19 protein-coding genes are annotated in these 18,187 nt (G+C 67.0%); 6 read left to right on the top strand and 13 right to left on the bottom strand.

Translation table 11 applies throughout. The annotated features are described in order from the left end of the window. Positions 1-46 precede the first annotated feature (46 nt). A complete protein-coding gene (locus QGN30_RS25025; protein ID WP_014383795.1) occupies positions 47-1,714 on the top strand; it encodes an FAD-binding dehydrogenase in 1,668 nt (555 codons plus the stop codon). Positions 1,715-1,723: 9 nt separating this feature from the next. Here the strand turns inward: QGN30_RS25025 and QGN30_RS25020 are convergent, their stop codons facing one another. Then, positions 1,724-2,362 (bottom strand): MBL fold metallo-hydrolase, encoded by a 639-nt coding sequence (locus QGN30_RS25020; protein ID WP_009951939.1) that lies wholly within the window; start codon positions 2,360-2,362, stop codon positions 1,724-1,726. Between QGN30_RS25020 and QGN30_RS25015 the strand changes: the two genes are divergently transcribed. The 3 genes from QGN30_RS25015 (at position 2,339) to purQ (ending at position 4,045) form a co-directional block, all read left to right on the top strand. After that, a complete protein-coding gene (locus QGN30_RS25015; RefSeq protein ID WP_248923369.1) occupies positions 2,339-3,073 on the top strand; it encodes an ATPase in 735 nt (244 codons plus the stop codon). The genes QGN30_RS25020 and QGN30_RS25015 overlap by 24 nt on opposite strands. Before the next feature lie 61 nt (positions 3,074-3,134). Beyond that, complete coding sequence (purS, locus tag QGN30_RS25010) at positions 3,135-3,374, top strand: phosphoribosylformylglycinamidine synthase subunit PurS (RefSeq protein WP_248923370.1); 240 nt, start codon at positions 3,135-3,137, stop codon at positions 3,372-3,374. After that, on the top strand, positions 3,371-4,045 hold the full coding sequence (purQ, locus tag QGN30_RS25005) for a phosphoribosylformylglycinamidine synthase subunit PurQ (RefSeq protein WP_008263873.1): 675 nt from the start codon (positions 3,371-3,373) through the stop codon (positions 4,043-4,045). Before purS ends, purQ begins: the two co-directional genes overlap by 4 nt. Here the strand turns inward: purQ and QGN30_RS25000 are convergent. Further along, on the bottom strand, positions 4,012-5,427 hold the full coding sequence (locus QGN30_RS25000) for a wax ester/triacylglycerol synthase family O-acyltransferase (RefSeq protein WP_014383797.1): 1,416 nt from the start codon (positions 5,425-5,427) through the stop codon (positions 4,012-4,014). The genes purQ and QGN30_RS25000 overlap by 34 nt on opposite strands. Before the next feature lie 81 nt (positions 5,428-5,508). Beyond that, positions 5,509-6,324, bottom strand: coding sequence for a lysophospholipid acyltransferase family protein (locus QGN30_RS24995; protein ID WP_248923371.1), 816 nt, complete (start codon positions 6,322-6,324; stop codon positions 5,509-5,511). A 147-nt stretch (positions 6,325-6,471) separates the two neighbouring features. Between QGN30_RS24995 and QGN30_RS24990 the strand changes: the two genes are divergently transcribed. Then, the gene (locus QGN30_RS24990; protein ID WP_248923372.1) at positions 6,472-7,554 is read left to right on the top strand and encodes an NAD-dependent epimerase/dehydratase family protein; all 1,083 of its coding nucleotides are present in this window, start codon (positions 6,472-6,474) and stop codon (positions 7,552-7,554) included. A 12-nt stretch (positions 7,555-7,566) separates the two neighbouring features. Here the strand turns inward: QGN30_RS24990 and QGN30_RS24985 are convergent, their stop codons facing one another. From QGN30_RS24985 to QGN30_RS24940, 10 genes are all read right to left on the bottom strand, one after another. Continuing rightward, positions 7,567-8,034 (bottom strand): YbjN domain-containing protein, encoded by a 468-nt coding sequence (locus QGN30_RS24985; RefSeq protein ID WP_248923373.1) that lies wholly within the window; start codon positions 8,032-8,034, stop codon positions 7,567-7,569. A 98-nt stretch (positions 8,035-8,132) separates the two neighbouring features. Continuing rightward, entirely contained in the window at positions 8,133-8,600 is a 468-nt protein-coding gene (locus QGN30_RS24980) for a cupin domain-containing protein (protein WP_014379090.1), read from the bottom strand. Positions 8,601-8,603: 3 nt separating this feature from the next. After that, entirely contained in the window at positions 8,604-10,058 is a 1,455-nt protein-coding gene (locus tag QGN30_RS24975) for a dihydrolipoyl dehydrogenase family protein (protein ID WP_248923374.1), read from the bottom strand. Further along, entirely contained in the window at positions 10,045-10,752 is a 708-nt protein-coding gene (locus tag QGN30_RS24970; protein ID WP_248923375.1) for a haloacid dehalogenase type II, read from the bottom strand. The genes QGN30_RS24975 and QGN30_RS24970 overlap by 14 nt, the downstream gene beginning before the upstream one ends. A gap of 1 nt (position 10,753) precedes the next feature. Beyond that, the gene (locus tag QGN30_RS24965) at positions 10,754-11,296 is read right to left on the bottom strand and encodes a TMEM175 family protein (RefSeq protein WP_036455435.1); all 543 of its coding nucleotides are present in this window, start codon (positions 11,294-11,296) and stop codon (positions 10,754-10,756) included. Between the two features lie 60 nt (positions 11,297-11,356). Further along, positions 11,357-11,782, bottom strand: coding sequence for a VOC family protein (locus QGN30_RS24960; RefSeq protein WP_248923644.1), 426 nt, complete (start codon positions 11,780-11,782; stop codon positions 11,357-11,359). Between the two features lie 2 nt (positions 11,783-11,784). Continuing rightward, positions 11,785-12,666, bottom strand: a complete 882-nt coding sequence (locus QGN30_RS24955) for a DUF427 domain-containing protein (RefSeq protein WP_326565980.1) — start codon at positions 12,664-12,666, stop codon at positions 11,785-11,787. Positions 12,667-12,720: 54 nt separating this feature from the next. Then, positions 12,721-13,767, bottom strand: a complete 1,047-nt coding sequence (locus tag QGN30_RS24950) for a zinc-binding dehydrogenase (protein WP_248923377.1) — start codon at positions 13,765-13,767, stop codon at positions 12,721-12,723. A 115-nt stretch (positions 13,768-13,882) separates the two neighbouring features. Next, a complete protein-coding gene (locus tag QGN30_RS24945; RefSeq protein WP_326565978.1) occupies positions 13,883-15,268 on the bottom strand; it encodes a TetR/AcrR family transcriptional regulator in 1,386 nt (461 codons plus the stop codon). Between the two features lie 97 nt (positions 15,269-15,365). Next, the gene (locus QGN30_RS24940) at positions 15,366-16,235 is read right to left on the bottom strand and encodes an alpha/beta fold hydrolase (protein WP_326565976.1); all 870 of its coding nucleotides are present in this window, start codon (positions 16,233-16,235) and stop codon (positions 15,366-15,368) included. A 238-nt stretch (positions 16,236-16,473) separates the two neighbouring features. Here QGN30_RS24940 and QGN30_RS24935 point away from each other — a divergent pair, with 238 nt between their 5' ends. Beyond that, entirely contained in the window at positions 16,474-18,183 is a 1,710-nt protein-coding gene (locus QGN30_RS24935) for an MOSC and FAD-binding oxidoreductase domain-containing protein (RefSeq protein ID WP_326567452.1), read from the top strand. Positions 18,184-18,187: the final 4 nt, after the last annotated feature.

Genomic DNA, 18,187 nt, shown 5'->3' with positions numbered 1-18,187 from the left:
GAATCGACTGCCTGACCTGCTGTCCGGGGCACTACCCTGGACCGACATGAGCGTTTCTTCGGTTGCCGGGTTCGGCGCTGATGCCATCGTCGTCGGAGCGGGGCTGTCCGGCCTGGTCGCCGCCTGCGAACTGGTGGATCGCGGCCTGCGGGTGCTGATCCTCGACCAGGAGAACAGCGCCAACCTGGGCGGGCAGGCGTTCTGGTCCTTCGGCGGTCTGTTCTTCGTCGACAGCCCCGAGCAGCGCCGGTTGGGCATCCGCGACAGCCACGAGCTCGCGCTGCAGGACTGGCTGGGTACGGCGGCGTTCGACCGGCCCGAGGACTACTGGCCGCGCCAATGGGCCCATGCCTACGTCGATTTCGCCGCGGGGGAGAAGCGCAGCTGGCTGCGCACCCGCGGGCTCAAGCTTTTCCCTTTGGTGGGGTGGGCCGAGCGCGGCGGGTATGACGCGCAGGGGCACGGCAATTCGGTTCCGCGCTTCCACATCACCTGGGGCACCGGGCCCGCGCTGGTCGAGATCTTCGCCCGTCAACTGCGCGACCGCTCCACGGTGCGCTTCGCGCACCGCCATCAGGTCGACGAGTTGATCGTCGAGAATGACGCGGTGACGGGCGTCCGGGGGACGGTGCTGGAGTCCTCAACCGCGCCGCGCGGCGTCGCCTCCTCACGAAAGGCCATCGGGGAGTTCGAGTTCCGCGCCGCTGCGGTGATCGTGACGAGTGGTGGCATCGGGGGGAACCACGAGCTGGTGCGCAAGAATTGGCCGAAGCGGATGGGCCGCGTGCCCGAGCAATTGCTCAGCGGCGTGCCGGCACACGTCGACGGCCGGATGATCGGCATCACGCAGAAGGCCGGCGCGCGGGTGATCAACCCGGACCGGATGTGGCACTACACCGAGGGCATCACCAACTACGACCCGATCTGGCCGCTGCACGGAATTCGCATCATCCCGGGCCCGTCGTCGCTGTGGCTGGATGCGAACGGCAAGCGGTTGCCGGTTCCCCTGTATCCCGGTTTCGACACACTTGGCACGCTCGAGTACATCACCCGATCCGGGTTCGACTACACGTGGTTTGTGTTGAACGCCAAGATCATTGAGAAGGAATTCGCGCTTTCCGGGCAGGAACAGAATCCCGATCTGACCGGGCAGAGCGTGCGCGAGCTGCTGCGGAACCGGGCACGCTCCGGACCGCCGGGGCCCGTGCAGGCGTTCGTCGATCGGGGCGTGGACTTCGTCAGCGCGGATTCGTTGCGGGACCTGGTGTCCGCGATGAACAAGCTGCCCGACGTGCAACCGCTGGACTACGCCACGGTGGAGGCCGAGGTCACCGCGCGGGACCGGGAGGTCGCCAACAGGTTCAGCAAGGACGGCCAGATCACCGCGATCCGCGCGGCCCGCGGCTATCTGGGCGACCGGCTGGGCCGGGTCGTGGCGCCGCACCGGTTGACCGATCCGAAGGCCGGGCCGATGATCGCGGTCAAGCTGCACATCTTGACGCGAAAGACGCTGGGCGGCATCGAAACCGATCTTGCCGCACGGGTGTTGACCTCCGACGGCACTCCGCTGAGCGGGCTGTACGCCGCCGGCGAGGCGGCGGGCTTCGGCGGCGGGGGCGTGCACGGCTACCGCGCGCTGGAGGGCACATTCCTGGGTGGATGCATCTTCTCGGGCCGCGCCGCCGGCCGCGGCGCCGCCGACGACATCACCTAGCTGCTCGCGCTAGAAGGTGACGGCGTCCTCTTCGGGCAGCACCTGGAAGTCGGTGCTGGTCATCTCGGTGAGCCGGCCGTAGTAGATGCCACGTGCATCGGGGGCGATGATCCCCTGGTGGATGGGGACGGCGCGCGCTGGTGCCACCGCGCGAAGGTAATCGACCGCTTCCGAAACCTTCATCCACGGGGCCGCCGCCGGGGTGGCCAAAACGTCCACCGGCTCGTCGGGCACGAACAGCGCGTCGCCGGGATGCATCAACCGGGCGGGATGCTCGCCGTCGCCGATGAGAAACGAAATGTTCTCGATCACAGGGATTTCCGGGTGGATGACGGCGTGCTTTCCCCCCAAGGCCCGCACGGTCAGCTCACCGATCTGCAGTTCGTCGCCGACGTGTACCTCGCGGCAGGGCGCGCCGAGTTGCGCGGCGGTCTGTGGGTCGGCATACAGCGCGACATCCGGGTTACCCTCGAGCAGTGCCGGCAACCGTTTCCCGTCGACGTGGTCGGGGTGCTGATGAGTGATCAAGATGGCGGTTAAGCCGGTGATTCCCTCGAAACCGTGGGCGAAGGTACCGGGATCAAACAGCACGCGTGTCTGGTCGAACTCGGCGAGTAGGCACGAATGACCGAAATGCGTCAGTTGCATATCTACGATTGTGCCTTGATGGACAAGCTGCCGCTGCGCGTGATCCTGGCCACGATGCTGGTCGCCGGCGGCCTCGCGGTCGCGCTGGTCGTCGTCATCCCTGCGCACGGTGAGCCCGAGACCTGCCCCGCCATGTGCGACCGGATCCCCAACACCGCGTGGATCGATCAGCGTGCCGTGCCGCTGGACGCGGTGTACCACTGGCCCGCGCTCGCCGGTCAGGCGGTCCAGACGACGGGCTCGGCGCCCGGCCCCCGGTTTCGGTTCGAGGAGCTGTGCGCCACGCCGGCCACCGCTCGGGACCCCCGCGACTCGGCGGTCTCCGCCCGTTCGACGGTGCAGCATCCGGACGGTCAGTGGCAGTTGCAGGCCCAAATCCTGCATTGGCGCGGTGATACGGCCCGCGGTGGCGAGATCGCGGCCGAGGCGTTCCGTAGCGCCGTCGCCGCGTTGCGGAGTTGCCAGCAGCGTGCGCCGCAGCAATCGCCGTCGTTGACCAGCGACGACACCAACCGCATGGCCGCCGTGATCAGCGGCCCGGTGGTGATGCACACCTACCTTTTCGCCCACCCGGCCAGCAGCACGGTCAGCGAGGTCACGCTCTGGTCGACGTCCCCGCCGCAGGCGCCCTGGCCGGCGATGGCCGACGACCCGGTGCTGGGCGCCATGGGCGCGCCGCTGTGTGAGGCCTACATTGCCTCGTGCCCGTGAGGGCGAGCTGCGGTTTCGCCGGTAGAGTTGGCGGCGAAACGCCAACTGAGGAGGAGCGCCGGTGGCCCGGGTGATCGTGAACGTGATGCCCAAAGCGGAGATTCTGGACCCGCAGGGTCAGGCGATCGTCGGCGCGCTGGGCCGCCTCGGTCACCCGGGGATATCAGATGTCCGGCAGGGCAAGAGGTTTGAGCTCGAAGTGGACGACAGCGTGGACGACTCGGCGCTCGCCGAGATCGCCGAATCGCTGTTGGCGAACACCGTGATCGAGGACTGGACGATCAGCCGGGAGACGACGTGACCGCACGCATCGGGATCATCACGTTTCCCGGCACGCTCGACGACGTGGACGCCGCCCGGGCGGCCCGCCGCGTCGGCGCGGAGCCGGTCAACCTGTGGCACGCCGACGCCGATTTGAAAAGTGTCGACGCCGTGGTGGTTCCGGGCGGCTTCTCCTACGGTGACTACCTGCGGGCGGGGGCGATCGCCAGGTTCGCCCCGGTTATGACCGAAGTGGTGGACGCCGCGCGGCGCGGGATGCCGGTCTTGGGTATCTGCAACGGTTTTCAAGTGCTCTGCGAGGCCGGCCTGCTGCCCGGTGCCCTGACCCGCAACGTGGGTTTGCATTTCATCTGCCGCGACGTGTGGCTGCGGGTGGCGTCGACGTCGACGGCGTGGACGTCGCGTTTCGAACCGGACGCCGATCTGCTGGTGCCGCTGAAGTCCGGCGAGGGCCGCTACGTGGCGCCCGCCGAGGTGCTCGAGGAGCTCGAGGGCGAGGGGCGGGTGGTGTTCCGGTACCACGAGAACGCCAACGGTTCGCAACATGACATCGCCGGCGTCAGCTCCGCCGACGGCCGCGTGGTGGGCCTGATGCCGCATCCCGAGCATGCCATCGAGGCGCTGACCGGGCCCTCCGACGACGGCTTGGGCCTGTTCTACTCGGTGCTGGACGGGGTCCTCGCCGGCTGATCGGAAATGCCTGCGGCACAGCATAATTCGTCGAAGGCCGCGCTGATGGCGTCTGTCGCCTCATGCGGGTCGTCGAACGTCTGATCGTCGGTCAGCACCGCGACGCCGAGCCGGTCGACGTAGCTCCACACGGTGATGTTGACCGGGGCGCCGGGCGAGAGCACACCCGTGGAATAGATCTCGCTGACGGCCGCGCCGCCGAAGTGGCCCCGTTCGCGCGGTCCGACCACGCTGGATACGGCGACGTTCATCAGCTTGTTGGGCATGTCGCGCAGACCCAGCCAGCGAAATGCCGCCGGGGCGAAGGCGGTCGGCAGGTAGGCCATCATCTTCCCGTACAGCTGCGGGCCGAGGATCTCGTGGTCTTCCTTGGCGATCCGGGTGGCCACCGAGATCAGCCGGGCCCGTTCGATCGGGTCGTCGACATGCACCGGCAGCGAAATCATCAGCCCGCTGATCTCGTTGCCGGTGATCCGGTCCGACTTGTCGGTGGCGGTCGGCACCGACGCGATGATCGGGCGGTCGGCCGCGCCGTCGTAGGCCAGCAAGAGCGTTCGCAACCCGCCGGCCGCCGTCGCCAGCACCAGATCGGTCATGGTGATGCCCAACGCTTTTGCCGTCGCCTTGGCCTGCGGCAGCGGTAACGACGTGCTGGCGAACCAGCGCCGGGGTGAGACCACATGGTTGAGAAACGTCGGGGGCGCGTCAAAAGCATCGGCGAGGTCGGGGTGGTCTCCGCGCTCGCGGGAGCGACGCCGCACCCGCATCAGCCCCACGGCCGCGTCTTTGAGCAGCCGTGGCAGTTGCGCGAGTTGCCGGACGTGGTCGCGCGCGGCGGCGCGCAGCAGGTCGGCATCGGAAACCGTGACACCGGCTTCGTCGTTGTCGCGCTCGTCGGTGAGCCCGTCCCGCAGATCCATCGCGCGCGCCAGGAGGTTGACCGACGCGACACCATCGGCCAACGCGTGGTGCACCTTGCCGATCAAGGCGAACCGGCCGTCGGCCAGTCCCTCGGCGAAGTGAAATTCCCACAGCGGCCGGGTGCGGTCCAAGGGGGTGGACGCCACCTCGCCGATGACCCGATCGAGCTCTCGCCGCCCGCCCGGCGCGGGCACCCGGACGCGACGGAGGTGATAGTCCAGGTCGACCTCACAGTTTTCCTGCCACATCGGGTGATGCAGGTGCCACGGAATGTCAACGAGCTTGTAGCGCAACGGTTCCAGCAGGTGAAGCCGCCGGCGCACGTGGCGGCGGAACGCGTCGAACCCGAACTCGCCGTCGCAGTCGGCCGGGTCGATGATCGCCACCTTCAGCGTGTGCGTGTGCAGGTTGGGCGTCTCGCTGTAGAGCAGCATGGCGTCCATGCCGTTGAGTCTTTTCACACGTCACCTCGCCCTGCCGACGCGACCAGGCCAACAACTATGCCGCAGGGCGCCGGCCGCCGGCGCGGATTGGCGGCATCCTCAGCCGAGGATCGGAAACCGGCGCTGCTCGGCCAACCGCTTCAGCGCGTCCTCCATGACGGCGCGGACATGGGCGTCGACCTCGTCGATGTCGGGGTCCTCACCGAAGCGCGCGGTGACGTCGATCGGCTCGAGCACCTCGGTGACGACCTTTGCCGGCAGCGGCAGGTTGGGCGGGAAGATCACGCTGAGCCCGAACGGGAACCCGACGCTGACCGGCAGGATGTCCATGCGCGCCTTCGTTAGCCCCAGCTTGCGGGCCAGCCAGTTGCCCCGGGTCAAAAACAGCTGGGTCTCCTGGGCGCCGATCGACACTGTCGGCACGATCGGCACGCCGGCTTCGATCGCCGTTCGCACGTAGCCGGTGCGCCCGTTGAAGTCGATGGTGTTGGCGCTGAACGTCGGGCGGTACGAGTCGTAGTCGCCGCCGGGAAACACCAGCACCACCGCGCCCGAATGCAGGGCGGCGGCGGCGTTTTCGCGGCTGGCCTCGATCACCCCGAGGCGGCGCAGCCAGCCGTCCAAGGGCCCCATGAAGATCCCGTAATGGCCGAGCGTGTAGACGGGGCGGTCGTAGCCGAACCTCTCGTGGAAGGCCGGGGAAAAGATCAACACGTCCGGTGTCAGCATGCCGCCGGAGTGGTTGGAAACCACCAGCGCCCCACCGGACGGCGGGACGTTGTCGATGTTTCGCACCTCGGCCCGGTAATACCGTTTGATGGCCGGCCCGAGCGCGTTGGCGACCCGTTCGGTGAAGGCCGGATCCCATTTGGCGGTCTCGTGATTGTCCGCCGCGCCCGCACCGCTGCCCTTCATGGCTCCCCGCTGTCGTGATCGTGCCATTTGCTATTGGTTGCCGGCGTGACGCCGGTCTCAAACCTCAGGCCATGGATGACATATGATACTTTCGAATTTGGAGAATGTCATATTCGTTTGCTGGGGGCGACCCGGCGCTGGGGGATCATGTCCGAGAAGGTTCTTGTCACCGGGGGTTTCGGGCTCGTCGGCTCACAAACGGTGCGCCGGCTGGTCGCCGACGGCCAGCGCGTGGTCGCGACGGATCTGGGCACCCCCACCCAGCGCAAGGCGGCGAGGACGCTGCCCGACGGCGTCGAGGCGCACTGGGCCGATCTGACCGACCCGGGCCATGTCGACCGCCTGCTCGCCGCGACCTCACCCACCGCCATCGTCCACCTGGCCGCGGTGATCCCGCCCGGGATCTACCGCAGCCCCGCCCTCGGGCGCCGCGTCAACGTCGACGCGACCCTCACGCTGCTGCGCGCCGCGCAGGCCCGGCCGCACCCGGTGCGGTTCATCCAGGCGTCGAGCAACGCCGTGTACGGGGCGCGCAACCCGCACCGCAACGCCGAGCTGTTGCGCGCCGATTCCCCGATGAACCCGGCTGATCTCTACGGCGCGCACAAAGCCGAAGCGGAACAGCACATCCGGTCCTCGAACCTCGAATGGGTGATCTTGCGCCTGGGTGGGGTGATAAGCGTCGACCCGGAGGCCATGCCGTTCAGCGTTGACGCACTGTTCTTCGAAAGCGCCCTGCCGACGGACGGGCGCATCCACACCGTCGATGTGCGCGACGTCGCCCGTGCGTTCGCCGCGGCGACCACGGCCGACGTCGTCGGTGAGACCCTGCTGATCGCCGGCGACGAGTCGCACCGGATTCGGCAGGGCGAGGTCGGCAAGGCGCTGGCCGCCGCCCGGGGTCTCGTCGACGTCCTGCCCGGGGGACGTCCGGGTGATCCCGACAGCGATGACGACTGGTTCGTCACCGACTGGATGGATACCGCTCGCTCCCAACAAGTCCTGCAATTCCAGCACCACTCGTGGCCGGACATGCTCGACGAGATGCGCGCGACGGCGGGGTGGCGGCGCTACCCGATGCGGTTGATCTCGCCGCTGGCGCGGCGGTTTCTCGAAAGCCGTGCGGCCTACCGGGATACGCCCGGACGCTACGCCGATCCGTGGGGTGCCATCCGGGCGAAGCTGGGTGAGCCGCGCCCCGATGCCCCGGGTGCCGCGAGCGGCCCCTAGACCGGGCGTGCGTCAGCCGGCGTGACGCAGCAAGGACCGCTCGGCGGACGGCAGGCCGGCGGCGGGGTCCAGCTCCTCGAAGAGCTCGGTGGCGTCCGCGATCGTCAGGTCGACGAGGGACGCGAATTCGGCGAAGGACACTTTGCTTCGGATCCATTGCGACTTGCGGGCCACCACGCCGATGCGCTGCGGATCGCATGAGCCGTGCACGATCGCGGTGACGTGGCGGTCCTGGCGGTTCCACGTGTCGGCGAAGTGCGTCAGCCAGGGGCGGTCGACGGCCGGAAAGTAGCACCCGGGAGTGACCCGGATGATCAACACGTCGTCGTGCGCGGGCGAGATCTCGAAATGAATGTGCAGCCGTCGCGGAGCGCCGGTGACGAAGAAGTGTTCGCCGTCGCGGTGCCCGCGAAAGTATTGCCGTCCGCGGGTGCGCAAATAGCGTTCGACAAGGTTCGCGCACATCTGCTCGTTCGTCATAGACGTATCGTGTCGCCGGCGACTTTGCGGACGCTGGGAGCCAAGCGATGTGGCGCCGAAGAATCTGTTGAGAATTCGCTGAGTGCCCCGCTGCCCGTTTATCGAGGCCCGTCGAGCGGATACAGGGCGGGAAGATTGATCACGATCGCTTCCTGGGTGCTGCGGGCGATCACGACCTCGGCCGCGGTGTCGGGGTCGGGGTTTTCTTCCCGGTGCGGAAGATACGGCGGAATGAAGACGTAGTCACCGGGTTCGGTGGCAATACGTACCTCTTGGGTGCCGTCGTGAAACACGAACTCCGGGTGGCCGCTTCGCACATAGATCGCGGTCTCCGAGTCACCGTGGTGATGGTTGTCCGAGGCGGATTTCGGCGACGCGTGCGTCTCACCCATCCAGAGCTTTTCCGCTCCGACCGACGCGCCCGATAGGGCGGCGAAGCGCCGCAGCCCCTCCGACTGTGTGGTGTCCGAGCTGATCTCGGACGCCTTGATGTGGCGCACTCGGTTGCGGGCGACCGGTGCTGCCGTGTCGTCGAAGTCGGGATGGAATCCGTCGGAGGTGGCCATGGGTCAATTATCGTCCCGGCCATCCCGATACGCTTCGAGCAATCTCAGCCACAGCTCGCTGATCGTCGGGAAGCACGGCACGGCGTGCCACAAGCGGTCGACGGTCACGTGGCCGGCGACGGCGATGGTCGCCGAGTGCAACAGCTCGGTCACGCCGGGGCCGACCATGGTGACGCCCAGCAGCCGCCCGCTCTCCTGGTCGACCACCATTCGTGCGCGGCCGGTATAACCGTCGGCGTAGAGTTTCGCCCCCATCACCACGTCCCCGATCTCGATATCGACGGCTCGGACCCGGTAGCCGGCGTCCCGGGCTTGTTGGCTTGTCAGTCCGACCGCGGCCGCTTCGGGATCGGTGAAGAAGGCTTGTGGCACCGCGTAGTGGTCTGCGGTGGTCGCGTGTGCACCCCACGGGCTGGTGTCCAACGGTCTTCCGGTTGCGCGTGCTCCGATGGCCGCGCCGGCGATGCGGCCCTGATACTTGCCTTGATGCGTGAGCAGGGCGCGGTGGTTGACGTCGCCGGCGGCGTAGAGCCAGCCGTCCTCGACCGCGCCGCGCACGAGGCAGGTGTCGTCCACCTCGAGCCAGCTGCCCGGCTCCAATCCCACTGTCTCCAAGCCGATATCGTCGGTCAGCGGTGCCCGACCGGTGGCGAACAGCACCTCAGTCACGGTCAGCTCGCTGCCATCGTCCAATTCGAGGACAACGCTCGTGTCGTCCTGACGCCGCAGCGCGCGCACCGTGACACCTACCCGCACATCGACGCCGGCGTCGCTGAGCCCGCGGGCGATCAGCTCGCCCACGAACGGTTCCATGCGGGGTAACAACCTCGACCCCCGCGACAGTAGGGTCACTTGGGAGCCCAATCCCTGCCAGGCCGTAGCCATTTCGACACCCACGCCGCCGGCGCCCACGACGGCCAGCCGCTCCGGGACCGCGCTGCTGTCGGTGGCGCGCCGGTTGGTCCACGGCTTGGCCTCTGCCATTCCGGGCAAATCGGGCAGGGCGGGACGGCTTCCGGTGCACACGACCACCGCATGCCGCGCGGTGAGCCCGACACGCTCGTCGCCGGTGGTGACGACGACTCGCCGGGGGCCGTCCAACCTTCCATGACCGCGTACCAACGTCGCGCCGATTCCGCTCACCCAATCGGCCTGGCCGCTGTCATCCCAGTCGGTCACATACCGGTTGCGGCGGCCGAAGACACCGTCGGCGCTGATGGATCCGGTGATCGCTTCCCGAGCACCGTCGACACGTCGCGCGTCGGCGAGGGCAATGACGGGACGCAGCAACGCTTTACTGGGCACGCACGCCCAGTAGGAGCACTCGCCCCCGACGAGTTCGCGTTCGATAATGGCGACGCGCAGGCCCGCGGCGCGGGCGCGTTCGGCGGCGTTCTGCCCGATCGGTCCGGCGCCGAGCACGATGACGTCGAAGTCTCGTTCGCTAGCTATTGCCACTCTTGGCGATCCCTTCGGTTTGGGTTAGGCGCTCGGCCAGCTCGCGAAGGTTGCCGGCGACGATATTCGGCTGCGGCAGGCTGCGGACCGGTAACGGCGCGTTGCCGCGCCGGGTGATCAGAGCCCCACTGAACCCGACGCTCTGCGCGCCGAGGGTGTCCCACACGTGTGCGGCCACCATCATGCAATCACCGGGTGTCACACGGAGCTCGTCGCACACGTACCGATAGACGGCGGGCGACGGTTTGAAGGCGCGGCGGGCATCGACGCTCAGTTGGCGCTCGAAAAAGCCGGCCAGCCCCGAATTCTGTAGCGCCGTCGGGCCGTCCGGGTTGGGTGGGGAGTTCGTCAGGGTTACCAACCGAAAACCGTTGTCGCGCAATGTGGCGAGGCCCTCGGCGGCATCGGGGTGTGCCGGCATGGTGAGCAACCCGGTCGTCAGGCGATCGAGGTGGTCATCGGTGACGTCCACCCGGTGGACGTCACCCAGCATGCGCAGCACCGCCTGAGCGAGAACGGGGAACGGCACGTACTTGCCGGCCAGTGTGATGGTCATCGAGTACTGAATGAGCTGACCGAACCACTCGCGCAGCACGCGTTCGTCGCCGAACAAGTCCGCGAAAAGCGGTGCGAGGGACTCGATGTCGATCAGCGTCTCGTTGACATCGAAAACGAGGACGGATGATGTCGTCATGCTAGGGCTCGACCTTTTTAACGTTGGGCACATCCGGCCGCAGATACCCCGCCAGACACACGCAAATCAATACCATTCCGACGGCCGGCCACCAGAATGCGACGACTGCCGCCGCCGCGAAGACGCCGATCGTGATGAACGACCGCATGCGTAGAAGTCGGCGCACTCGCTGGGTGAGGTCCTCGTGGGCGGGCCGATCGACCACTTCCTGGCACAGCGCCAAGTAGGTGATGTTGACGAGCACGAACACCGAGGCATACAGAACAACCGGTGCGGCGGCCAGCCTGCTGTCGGCGATCCACTCGGTGGTGATCGGAATCAGCGACACCGAGAACAAGTGTGCAAAGTTCGACCACACCAATCGTGGCGTCGCCACTTGCGCGTAGCCGAACAGGTGGTGGTGGTTCACCCAGACGATGGCGATGAACACGTAGCTGACCACATAGCTCAGTCCGGTGGGCCATTCCGGTAATAACGCGTTGAAGGTGTAGGACTTCGGCGGCTTGAGCTCGAGGACGAGGATCGTGATGAGGACCGCAAACACTCCGTCTGAGAATGCGCCCACCCGGTCTGGACTCGTTTTCCGCGCGGCCACGACGCCTCCTCAACCCCGCTGGTGGTTTCGTTCCTGCAAGACCCAGGCGTTCCCGTCGGGATCGCGAAAGTCGGCGAAGCTCGCGTAGTCACCGCGATCGGGGTCGGTACCCGGGAGGAACCCGCCTCTCCAGCCGCCGTCGGTGTCCTTGTGGCGGATCTCGCCGACGGTTACGCCGCGACCGATCAACTCGGCGCGGCAGGCTTCGATGTCCGGGACCACGAGGTATAGGCCCCGCACCGAGCCGGCCGGCGCGTCGGTCAATCCCACGCCGAATTGGATTGAGGCGTGCGATCCCTCGGGCGTCAATTGGATGACCCGGAACCCGGGCGCGGGCGCGTAATCGACATCGAGGGCGAAGCCGACCTGGTCGTGGTAGAACCGTAGTGACCGGTCGGGATCGGCGACGGGCAGGATGACGACTTCGATGGACATCCTCATGACGTGCCCCTTACCGGATTCCTTCCTAAGACCTCGTCGGTGTCCAACCCGCGGTCGACACCGTGCGGGATGACGGTTTGGCCTGGTTCCAGCCGAAGTTGCTTGCCGTCGAGGTACACATTGATTTTGTCCGGTTCGAAGGACACCAGGTTGCGGACGCGCGACACTTCGGTCCACGCATCGACGTAAGACCACGCTGCGTGCTGGTGGCCGCCGATGTCATAGTACGAGCAGATTCCTTTGTATGGGCAAAAGGTCTGGATAGCAACGGGTTTGAGGGCGGACTCGTCGATATCGTCGCGCTCGACGTACCATCTGGGCGCGAAGCCGGATTCATACAGGGCCACGGGTCGGCGAGTCTCGGCGATCACGCGCTCTCCATCGCGGACGACGAGATGCCGTGCCGTGGAACGGATGTCGATGCGGTGGTAAGCGTCCGCGGCGTGCCCGACGATCCGTTCCTCTTCTTCATAGAAGGCATCCATGGCGCGCCAGGCAAAAGCCACCCGGCCCTGCAGGACGGTCGCATGCGCGGGCAGACCGGTATGTTCCCAGGCGCTGTGGGCGGCCTCCCGCCCCGGTGCCTTGACAGTGAACCACTGCGTGTCGCCGAGGTCGCGGTGCTGCGTCACCCGATCCTCGGCGGTCAACGTCCCCGCTTCGATATCCCCTGACGGAAAGTAGGCCACCGGGTAACGGCCGGGCTCGTGTAACAGGAGCACGTCCTCGCTGTCGGCGATCCACCGTTCCGCGAAGCGCACCCGCATCCGGCGGCGCAACGGCTCGGCAAAGAGCAGCCGCGACGGCATCGGCTGCTCGGTGAGGAAGTGCCCGATCGACCCGGTTGCCAGCGGGCCCTGCTGCCATGCCAGTCCCATGTGGACACCTACCTTTCCTGAATCCCCCGCGTGCCACGGTGTTTCGACAACACGTCACTCCAGCACTACGACCATCTTGCCGCCGGCCTCTCCGGCCTCCATCAGCCGGTGCGCCTCATGAATCTGGTCGAAGGAGAAGACCCGAGACGGTTTCGCCTCCAGCGTGCCGTCGGCGACCTGTCCGGCGATGTCCCCCAGCGGGACGTCGGACAGCGGGAAGCCCGGCGTGCCAAAGACGAAGCTGCCGAAGAAGTTCCAGTTCACACCGGATGCCATGCGCAACAGCGGGTTGAAATCCCCGATGGGCTCCAGCCCGCCCAGCCAACCGGCCAGGCAGGCCGTGCCGCCGCGGCGCAGCATGTCCAGGGAGTCGAGGATGGTGCTGTTGCCGACGAGATCGAGGACGGCGTCGATCCGGCCGCTCTCGGGAAAGTGGCCTGCCAGGTCGCGCCGCTCCAGCTCGATTCGCGACGCGCCCAATTGCTCGAGCATCGCGAAGCGTCCCCTGCTGCGCGCGGTCGCGATGACTCGTGCGCCGGCGGCCACCGCCATCTTGAGTGCGGCCTGCCCCAGGGACGACGTGGCCCCGCGTAACACCAGTGTCTGCCCGGCCTTCAGATCCAGATTGCGGAAGAGGCATGTCCAGGCCACCGCGAACGTTTCGGGCAATGCCGCCAACGCCGCCCACGACAGCTCGGAGTCGATGAGGGCGACGTTGGCCGCGCGCACGCGCGTGTATTGCGCATAGCTGCCGTTGATGGTTCGGCCGAGGCCACCCATCAGCGCGGCCACCTTGGCGCCGACCGGGAACTCACCGCCCGGGCACGAGTCCACGATGCCGACGCATTCGATGCCGCTCACCTCCGCGGCCTCGGCCCACTCGCCCCGACGCATGTGCATCTCGGCGTGGTTGATCCCGAAGCCCTTCACCGCGATGACGACTTCGCCGTCTTTCGGCAGCGGCTTGGGGAGGTCGTCGTAAACCAGGTTGTCCAGCCCGCCGAATCCCTTCAGGATGATCGCCCGCATGGTTTCCCCGCCGGGGCGCTCGCGCACGACGGCCGGTGCGGTGGGCAGCTCTGGTGAATCCGTGACGGACATGGACTGCCTCTTTCGACATCGTTGGCAGCGCGATACGCCGGTGCCTGCCGCACAATAATGGGCCAACTGACCCAGTATTATGTTCGAACGTTTCCGCCATGTCCAGGGCGGGCGGTCAGGAGTTGCGCTGACCGCGAGGCGCGCGGGGTCCGCCCTTGCGCGGCGAAACCGCGAACGAACGCACATAGTCGACGGCGGCGGTGACGGCGGCCCGCAGCGGCTGCGGATCGCCGGTGGCGTGCGTGAGCAGTGCGCCACCCTGGTGCGCGGCAACCAGTGGCACCGCCAGGTGGCGCGGATCGGCGTCGGGGCGCAGGTCGCCACGGTCACACATCGCCTGCAGGCCCGTGCGGAACAGTTCGATCCATTGGTCGTATCCGGCGGCCAGGTCGTCGTGGATTTCGTCGTCGGCCTCGATCAGCTCGCCCGCCAAGGACCCATAGACGCAGCCTCCGACCCGGTACACCGGATCGATGTCGGAGACGCAGGCATCGGCCCACGCCTGCAGCGCATCGAGGCTGTCGAGCGCGGCGAACTTCGCTTGAGTGTGGAAGTCCCGCACATTGTTTCGGCGTACGTCGACGACGTGCCGGGTCAGGTCGCGCTTGTCGTGGAAGTAGTGGGAGATCTGGGATCCGCCGACTTCGGCGGCGCGCCGCACCTGGTCGATGCTGGTGTTGGCGACGCCGCGCTCGAACATCAGCCGGGCCGCGGCCTCGATGATGCGCGCACGGGTCGCCAGACCCTTGTGCGTGTACCGCGGCGAGGGATGTTCAGTCACCTGGTGGCCTTGGGCGCGGACGGATCCGCCGGCTTTGCGCGGGCGGCGGCTCCGCGCCCGGCGCGGGGGCCGCCGCGGAACCCGTTCGGCACTGTCGGTGGCGAACATCCGCAAGTAGTTCACCGCGAAACGAATCGCATCGGCGTGCGGCCATTCCTCTTGGTAGGTGAAGGCCAAGATTCCGCCTCCTTGATGCGCGGTGATGATCACCAACGCCAGCTGCCGTGGGTCGGCATCCGCAACCAGCAGCCCGTCGTCTTTCATCCGCTGGATTGCCTTCTCCACCAAATCGATCCACCGGCGGTAGCCGGCCGCCAACGCGTCGCGCGTGGCATCGTCCGACTTGGCGAGCTGGCCGGCCAGCGCGTGATAGGTGGGGGTGCCGACATAGCCGATGCGTCGCAGGTAGCGCATGTTCAGGTCGATCCACTTTTCGAAGTCGTCGAACGAACTCAGGCCTCGAAGCGTGGGTTGCCGGTGAAAGTCCAAGACCACGCCGATTTGGTGTCGGATCACCGCCCGAATCAGCGCGCCCTTGTCGGCGAAATAGTGCGCGAGCTGCGAGCCACTGACCGAGGCGGCACGCCGCACGTTCTCCATGTTGGATGCGGAGAGTCCCTCGGTGACGATCAACTGCGCCGCCGCCTGCACGATTCGGTCGCGGGTGGCACGCCCCTTGGCGGTCAACCGTTGTTCGTCACGAACATCGGGATGGGCCATCGAGTCAGGCTAACCCGTCTGTGCCCCCAGTTATGGGATCTCCAGCCCAGACGACGGGATCGCCATGGCTGGTCGCCGCGCACCTCGCTGCCGGTCATCACACAGTGAGCTGCTTGGCGAGGAAGTTCCGGATCAAGGGGGTGACGTCATCGAGCGCGGATTCCAACAGAAAGTGCCCACCGTCGAGCAGGTGGATCTCGGCGTCGGGCAGGTCATCGGCGAATGCTTCGGCTCCGGCCGGTCCGAAGATTTCGTCGCCGCGACCCCAGACCGCCAGCAACGGCACCCGGCTGGCCCGGAAGTATTCGTGCAAGCGCGGATACAGGGGCGCGTTAGTGGCGTAATCGCGAAACAGCTTGAGCTGCACCAAGTCGTTGCCGGGACGGGAGAGCAGCGCGTAGTCGTGATGCCACGACTCGGGATCGACCAGGGTCTCGTCGGCCACACCGGTCACGTACTGCCACCGGGTGGCGTTCAGGGTGAGGAACTGGCGCACCGGGGCCTCGGTGTCCGCGGTGGGCTCACGCTGGTAAGCCTGCACGACCTTCCAGAAGCTCTCGACGAATCCCGCGTCATATCCGTTGCCGTTCTGGGTGATGATCGCGGTGATCGCGGACGGGTCGCGCAGCGCCAGGCGCCAGCCGATCGGGGCGCCGTAGTCCTGGACGTACATGGCATACCTATCGACGCCGAGGGTTCTCAGCAGGCCCGCCGTGAGGTCGGTCAGCCCGTCGAAGGTGTAGTCGAACTCCTCGACCGGCGGCGTATCGGAGAGTCCGAAGCCCAGATGGTCCGGCGCGATGACGTGGTAGCGGTCCGCCAGCGCCGGTATCAGATCGCGAAACATGTAGGAACTGGTGGGAAACCCGTGCAGGAGCAGCACCGAGGGAGCGCTCGGGTCGCCGGCTTCCCGGTAGAAGAGCCGGTGGCCGTCGACCGTGGCGTATCGATGATGAACAGGCGGCATGACATTCCTCCTGAGCCAACGCGATTCGCGCTCGAGTGCCGCGACCGCGTTCGGTAGACGTCGGCGAAACCGGGGACGACGTTATTTTTGGGTTGTGCAACCCATTATGCACCAAAGCGGGTTCGGTGCAACAGCCCGTGCGGCCGAGGTGTTGCCGTGCGGATCGGGCTGCAATATTCTGGGCCAACCATCCCAGTTGGGTGGCCGGTGCCATGACGAGCTGGTTCGAGGTGACATGGTGGGCACGCTTGTTTCGGTGAACGTGGGCATGCCCAAAGACGTCCGATGGCGAGACAAAACGGTCTTCACCGGCATCTGGAAGACACCGGTGCAGGGGCCGGTCATGGTGCGTCGGCTCAACATCGACGGCGACGGCCAGGGTGACCTCGCCGGCCATGGCGGGGAACAACGGGCCGTGATGGTGTACCAGAGCGAGTCCTATGACTTCTGGAAGACCTACCTGGGCCGCACCGACCTGCGGCCCGGACATTTCGGCGAAAACTTCACCGTCACCGGGCTTGCTGACCACGAGGTATGCATCGGTGACCGCTATCGCATCGGCGACGCCGAATTCGAGGTCACCCAGCCGCGAGTCACGTGCTTTCGGGTGGGTCTTCGACTCGACGAGCCCGACATGCCCAATCTGCTTGTCTCCCAGCATCGTCCGGGTTTCTATTTCCGGGTCATCACCGAGGGCCGGGTGCGGGCCGGAGACGACATCCTCCGGACCCGCCGCGGCCGTCATCAGCTCAGCGTCGCCGAGGTCGACGCGTTGCTCTACCTGCCGAACCGCAGCGTCGAACGGCTGCGCGAGGCCGTCGATGTTCCGGCGCTTAGCCCGGGATGGCAACAGTCTTTTCACGACATGCTGGGCGCCCACGATGGTGCGGCCGCGACGGCCTCCCCCGCCCCAGTCGAGCCTGGATGGAAGGGATTTCGAGACCTCCGGGTCACCGACGTATGCCGGGAGAGCCCGCAAGTGCTCTCGATCCGGCTGCAGGCCGACGACCGGGATCCGCTGCCACCGGCGCTTCCGGGGCAGTACCTCACGGTGAAGATTCCCGGGGCCGGTGACCCGGCGCCGTTGCGCAGCTATTCCCTGTCGGGCGACCCGTCGGCCGGGTACTACCGCATCAGCGTCAAGCGGGAGGATCACGGATTGGTGAGTGGCTGGCTGCACGCCCACGCCCAACCGGGGATGCTGATAACCGCCGCCGCCCCGCGCGGCGACTTCTGCCTCGCCGAGGACCGCCGTCCCGTAGTGCTCTTTTCCGCTGGAATCGGCGCGACACCGGTGCTCGCGATGTTGCATGCACTCGCCGTGGAGGGCAGCGGCCGTGACATCTGGTGGCTGCACGCCGCTCGCAATCGCCAAACCCAGCCCTTTGCAGCGGAAGTCGCGACGCTGATCGAGTCGCTGCCCCACGCCCGGCAGCAGGTCTTCTACACCGAAACGCAGGGCCGCCTGACCCGAGATGCCGTCGCGGCGTTGGGGCTGCCGACCGATGGCGTCGTTTACCTCTGCGGGCCAACACAATTCATGACGGATATCCGCGCAGAGCTGGTCGACATCGGATTCGCCCCCGCTCTGATCCACAGCGAGCTGTTCGGTGCGCTGCCTGCGATCAATCCCGGCGTCGTCGAAACGGGCACGCGCACACCGCCCCATCAGCCCGCCGGGCCGCCGGGCACGGGACCACCGATCACGTTTGCCCGCAGCGGGTTAACGGTCAATTGGTCGCCGGGCTACCGCAGCATCCTCGATCTCGCCGAAGCCTGCGATGTGCCGACCCGCTACTCCTGCCGCAGTGGCGTGTGTCATGTGTGCGTTACCGGAATCGTCGCCGGGACGACGACCTACATTCAGGAACCGCTGGAGCCGCCGGCCGGCGAGACGGTACTGATCTGTTCGGCGGCTCCCGAAACCGAGGTGGTGCTGGACCTTTAGCGAA

It is taken from the genome of Mycobacterium sp. 3-98 (genome assembly GCF_035918355.1).
Classification (GTDB): domain Bacteria; phylum Actinomycetota; class Actinomycetes; order Mycobacteriales; family Mycobacteriaceae; genus Mycobacterium; species Mycobacterium intracellulare.
This window is presented reverse-complemented; position numbering and strand designations above follow the sequence as displayed.

Excerpts from the sequence above, each read along its gene's own strand:
- QGN30_RS25025 (WP_014383795.1), top strand. The coding sequence starts at position 47 with ATGAGCGTTTCTTCGGTTGCCGGGTTCGGCGCTGATGCCATCGTCGTC.
- QGN30_RS25015 (WP_248923369.1), top strand. The coding sequence starts at position 2,339 with ATGACCGAAATGCGTCAGTTGCATATCTACGATTGTGCCTTGATGGAC.
- QGN30_RS25020 (WP_009951939.1), bottom strand. The coding sequence starts at position 2,362 with ATGCAACTGACGCATTTCGGTCATTCGTGCCTACTCGCCGAGTTCGAC.
- QGN30_RS24995 (WP_248923371.1), bottom strand. The coding sequence starts at position 6,324 with ATGAAGGGCAGCGGTGCGGGCGCGGCGGACAATCACGAGACCGCCAAA.
- QGN30_RS24990 (WP_248923372.1), top strand. The coding sequence starts at position 6,472 with ATGTCCGAGAAGGTTCTTGTCACCGGGGGTTTCGGGCTCGTCGGCTCA.
- QGN30_RS24985 (WP_248923373.1), bottom strand. The coding sequence starts at position 8,034 with ATGACGAACGAGCAGATGTGCGCGAACCTTGTCGAACGCTATTTGCGC.
- QGN30_RS24980 (WP_014379090.1), bottom strand. The coding sequence starts at position 8,600 with ATGGCCACCTCCGACGGATTCCATCCCGACTTCGACGACACGGCAGCA.
- QGN30_RS24970 (WP_248923375.1), bottom strand. The coding sequence starts at position 10,752 with ATGACGACATCATCCGTCCTCGTTTTCGATGTCAACGAGACGCTGATC.
- QGN30_RS24960 (WP_248923644.1), bottom strand. The coding sequence starts at position 11,782 with ATGTCCATCGAAGTCGTCATCCTGCCCGTCGCCGATCCCGACCGGTCA.
- QGN30_RS24955 (WP_326565980.1), bottom strand. The coding sequence starts at position 12,666 with ATGGGACTGGCATGGCAGCAGGGCCCGCTGGCAACCGGGTCGATCGGG.
- QGN30_RS24950 (WP_248923377.1), bottom strand. The coding sequence starts at position 13,767 with ATGTCCGTCACGGATTCACCAGAGCTGCCCACCGCACCGGCCGTCGTG.
- QGN30_RS24945 (WP_326565978.1), bottom strand. The coding sequence starts at position 15,268 with ATGGCCCATCCCGATGTTCGTGACGAACAACGGTTGACCGCCAAGGGG.
- QGN30_RS24940 (WP_326565976.1), bottom strand. The coding sequence starts at position 16,235 with ATGCCGCCTGTTCATCATCGATACGCCACGGTCGACGGCCACCGGCTC.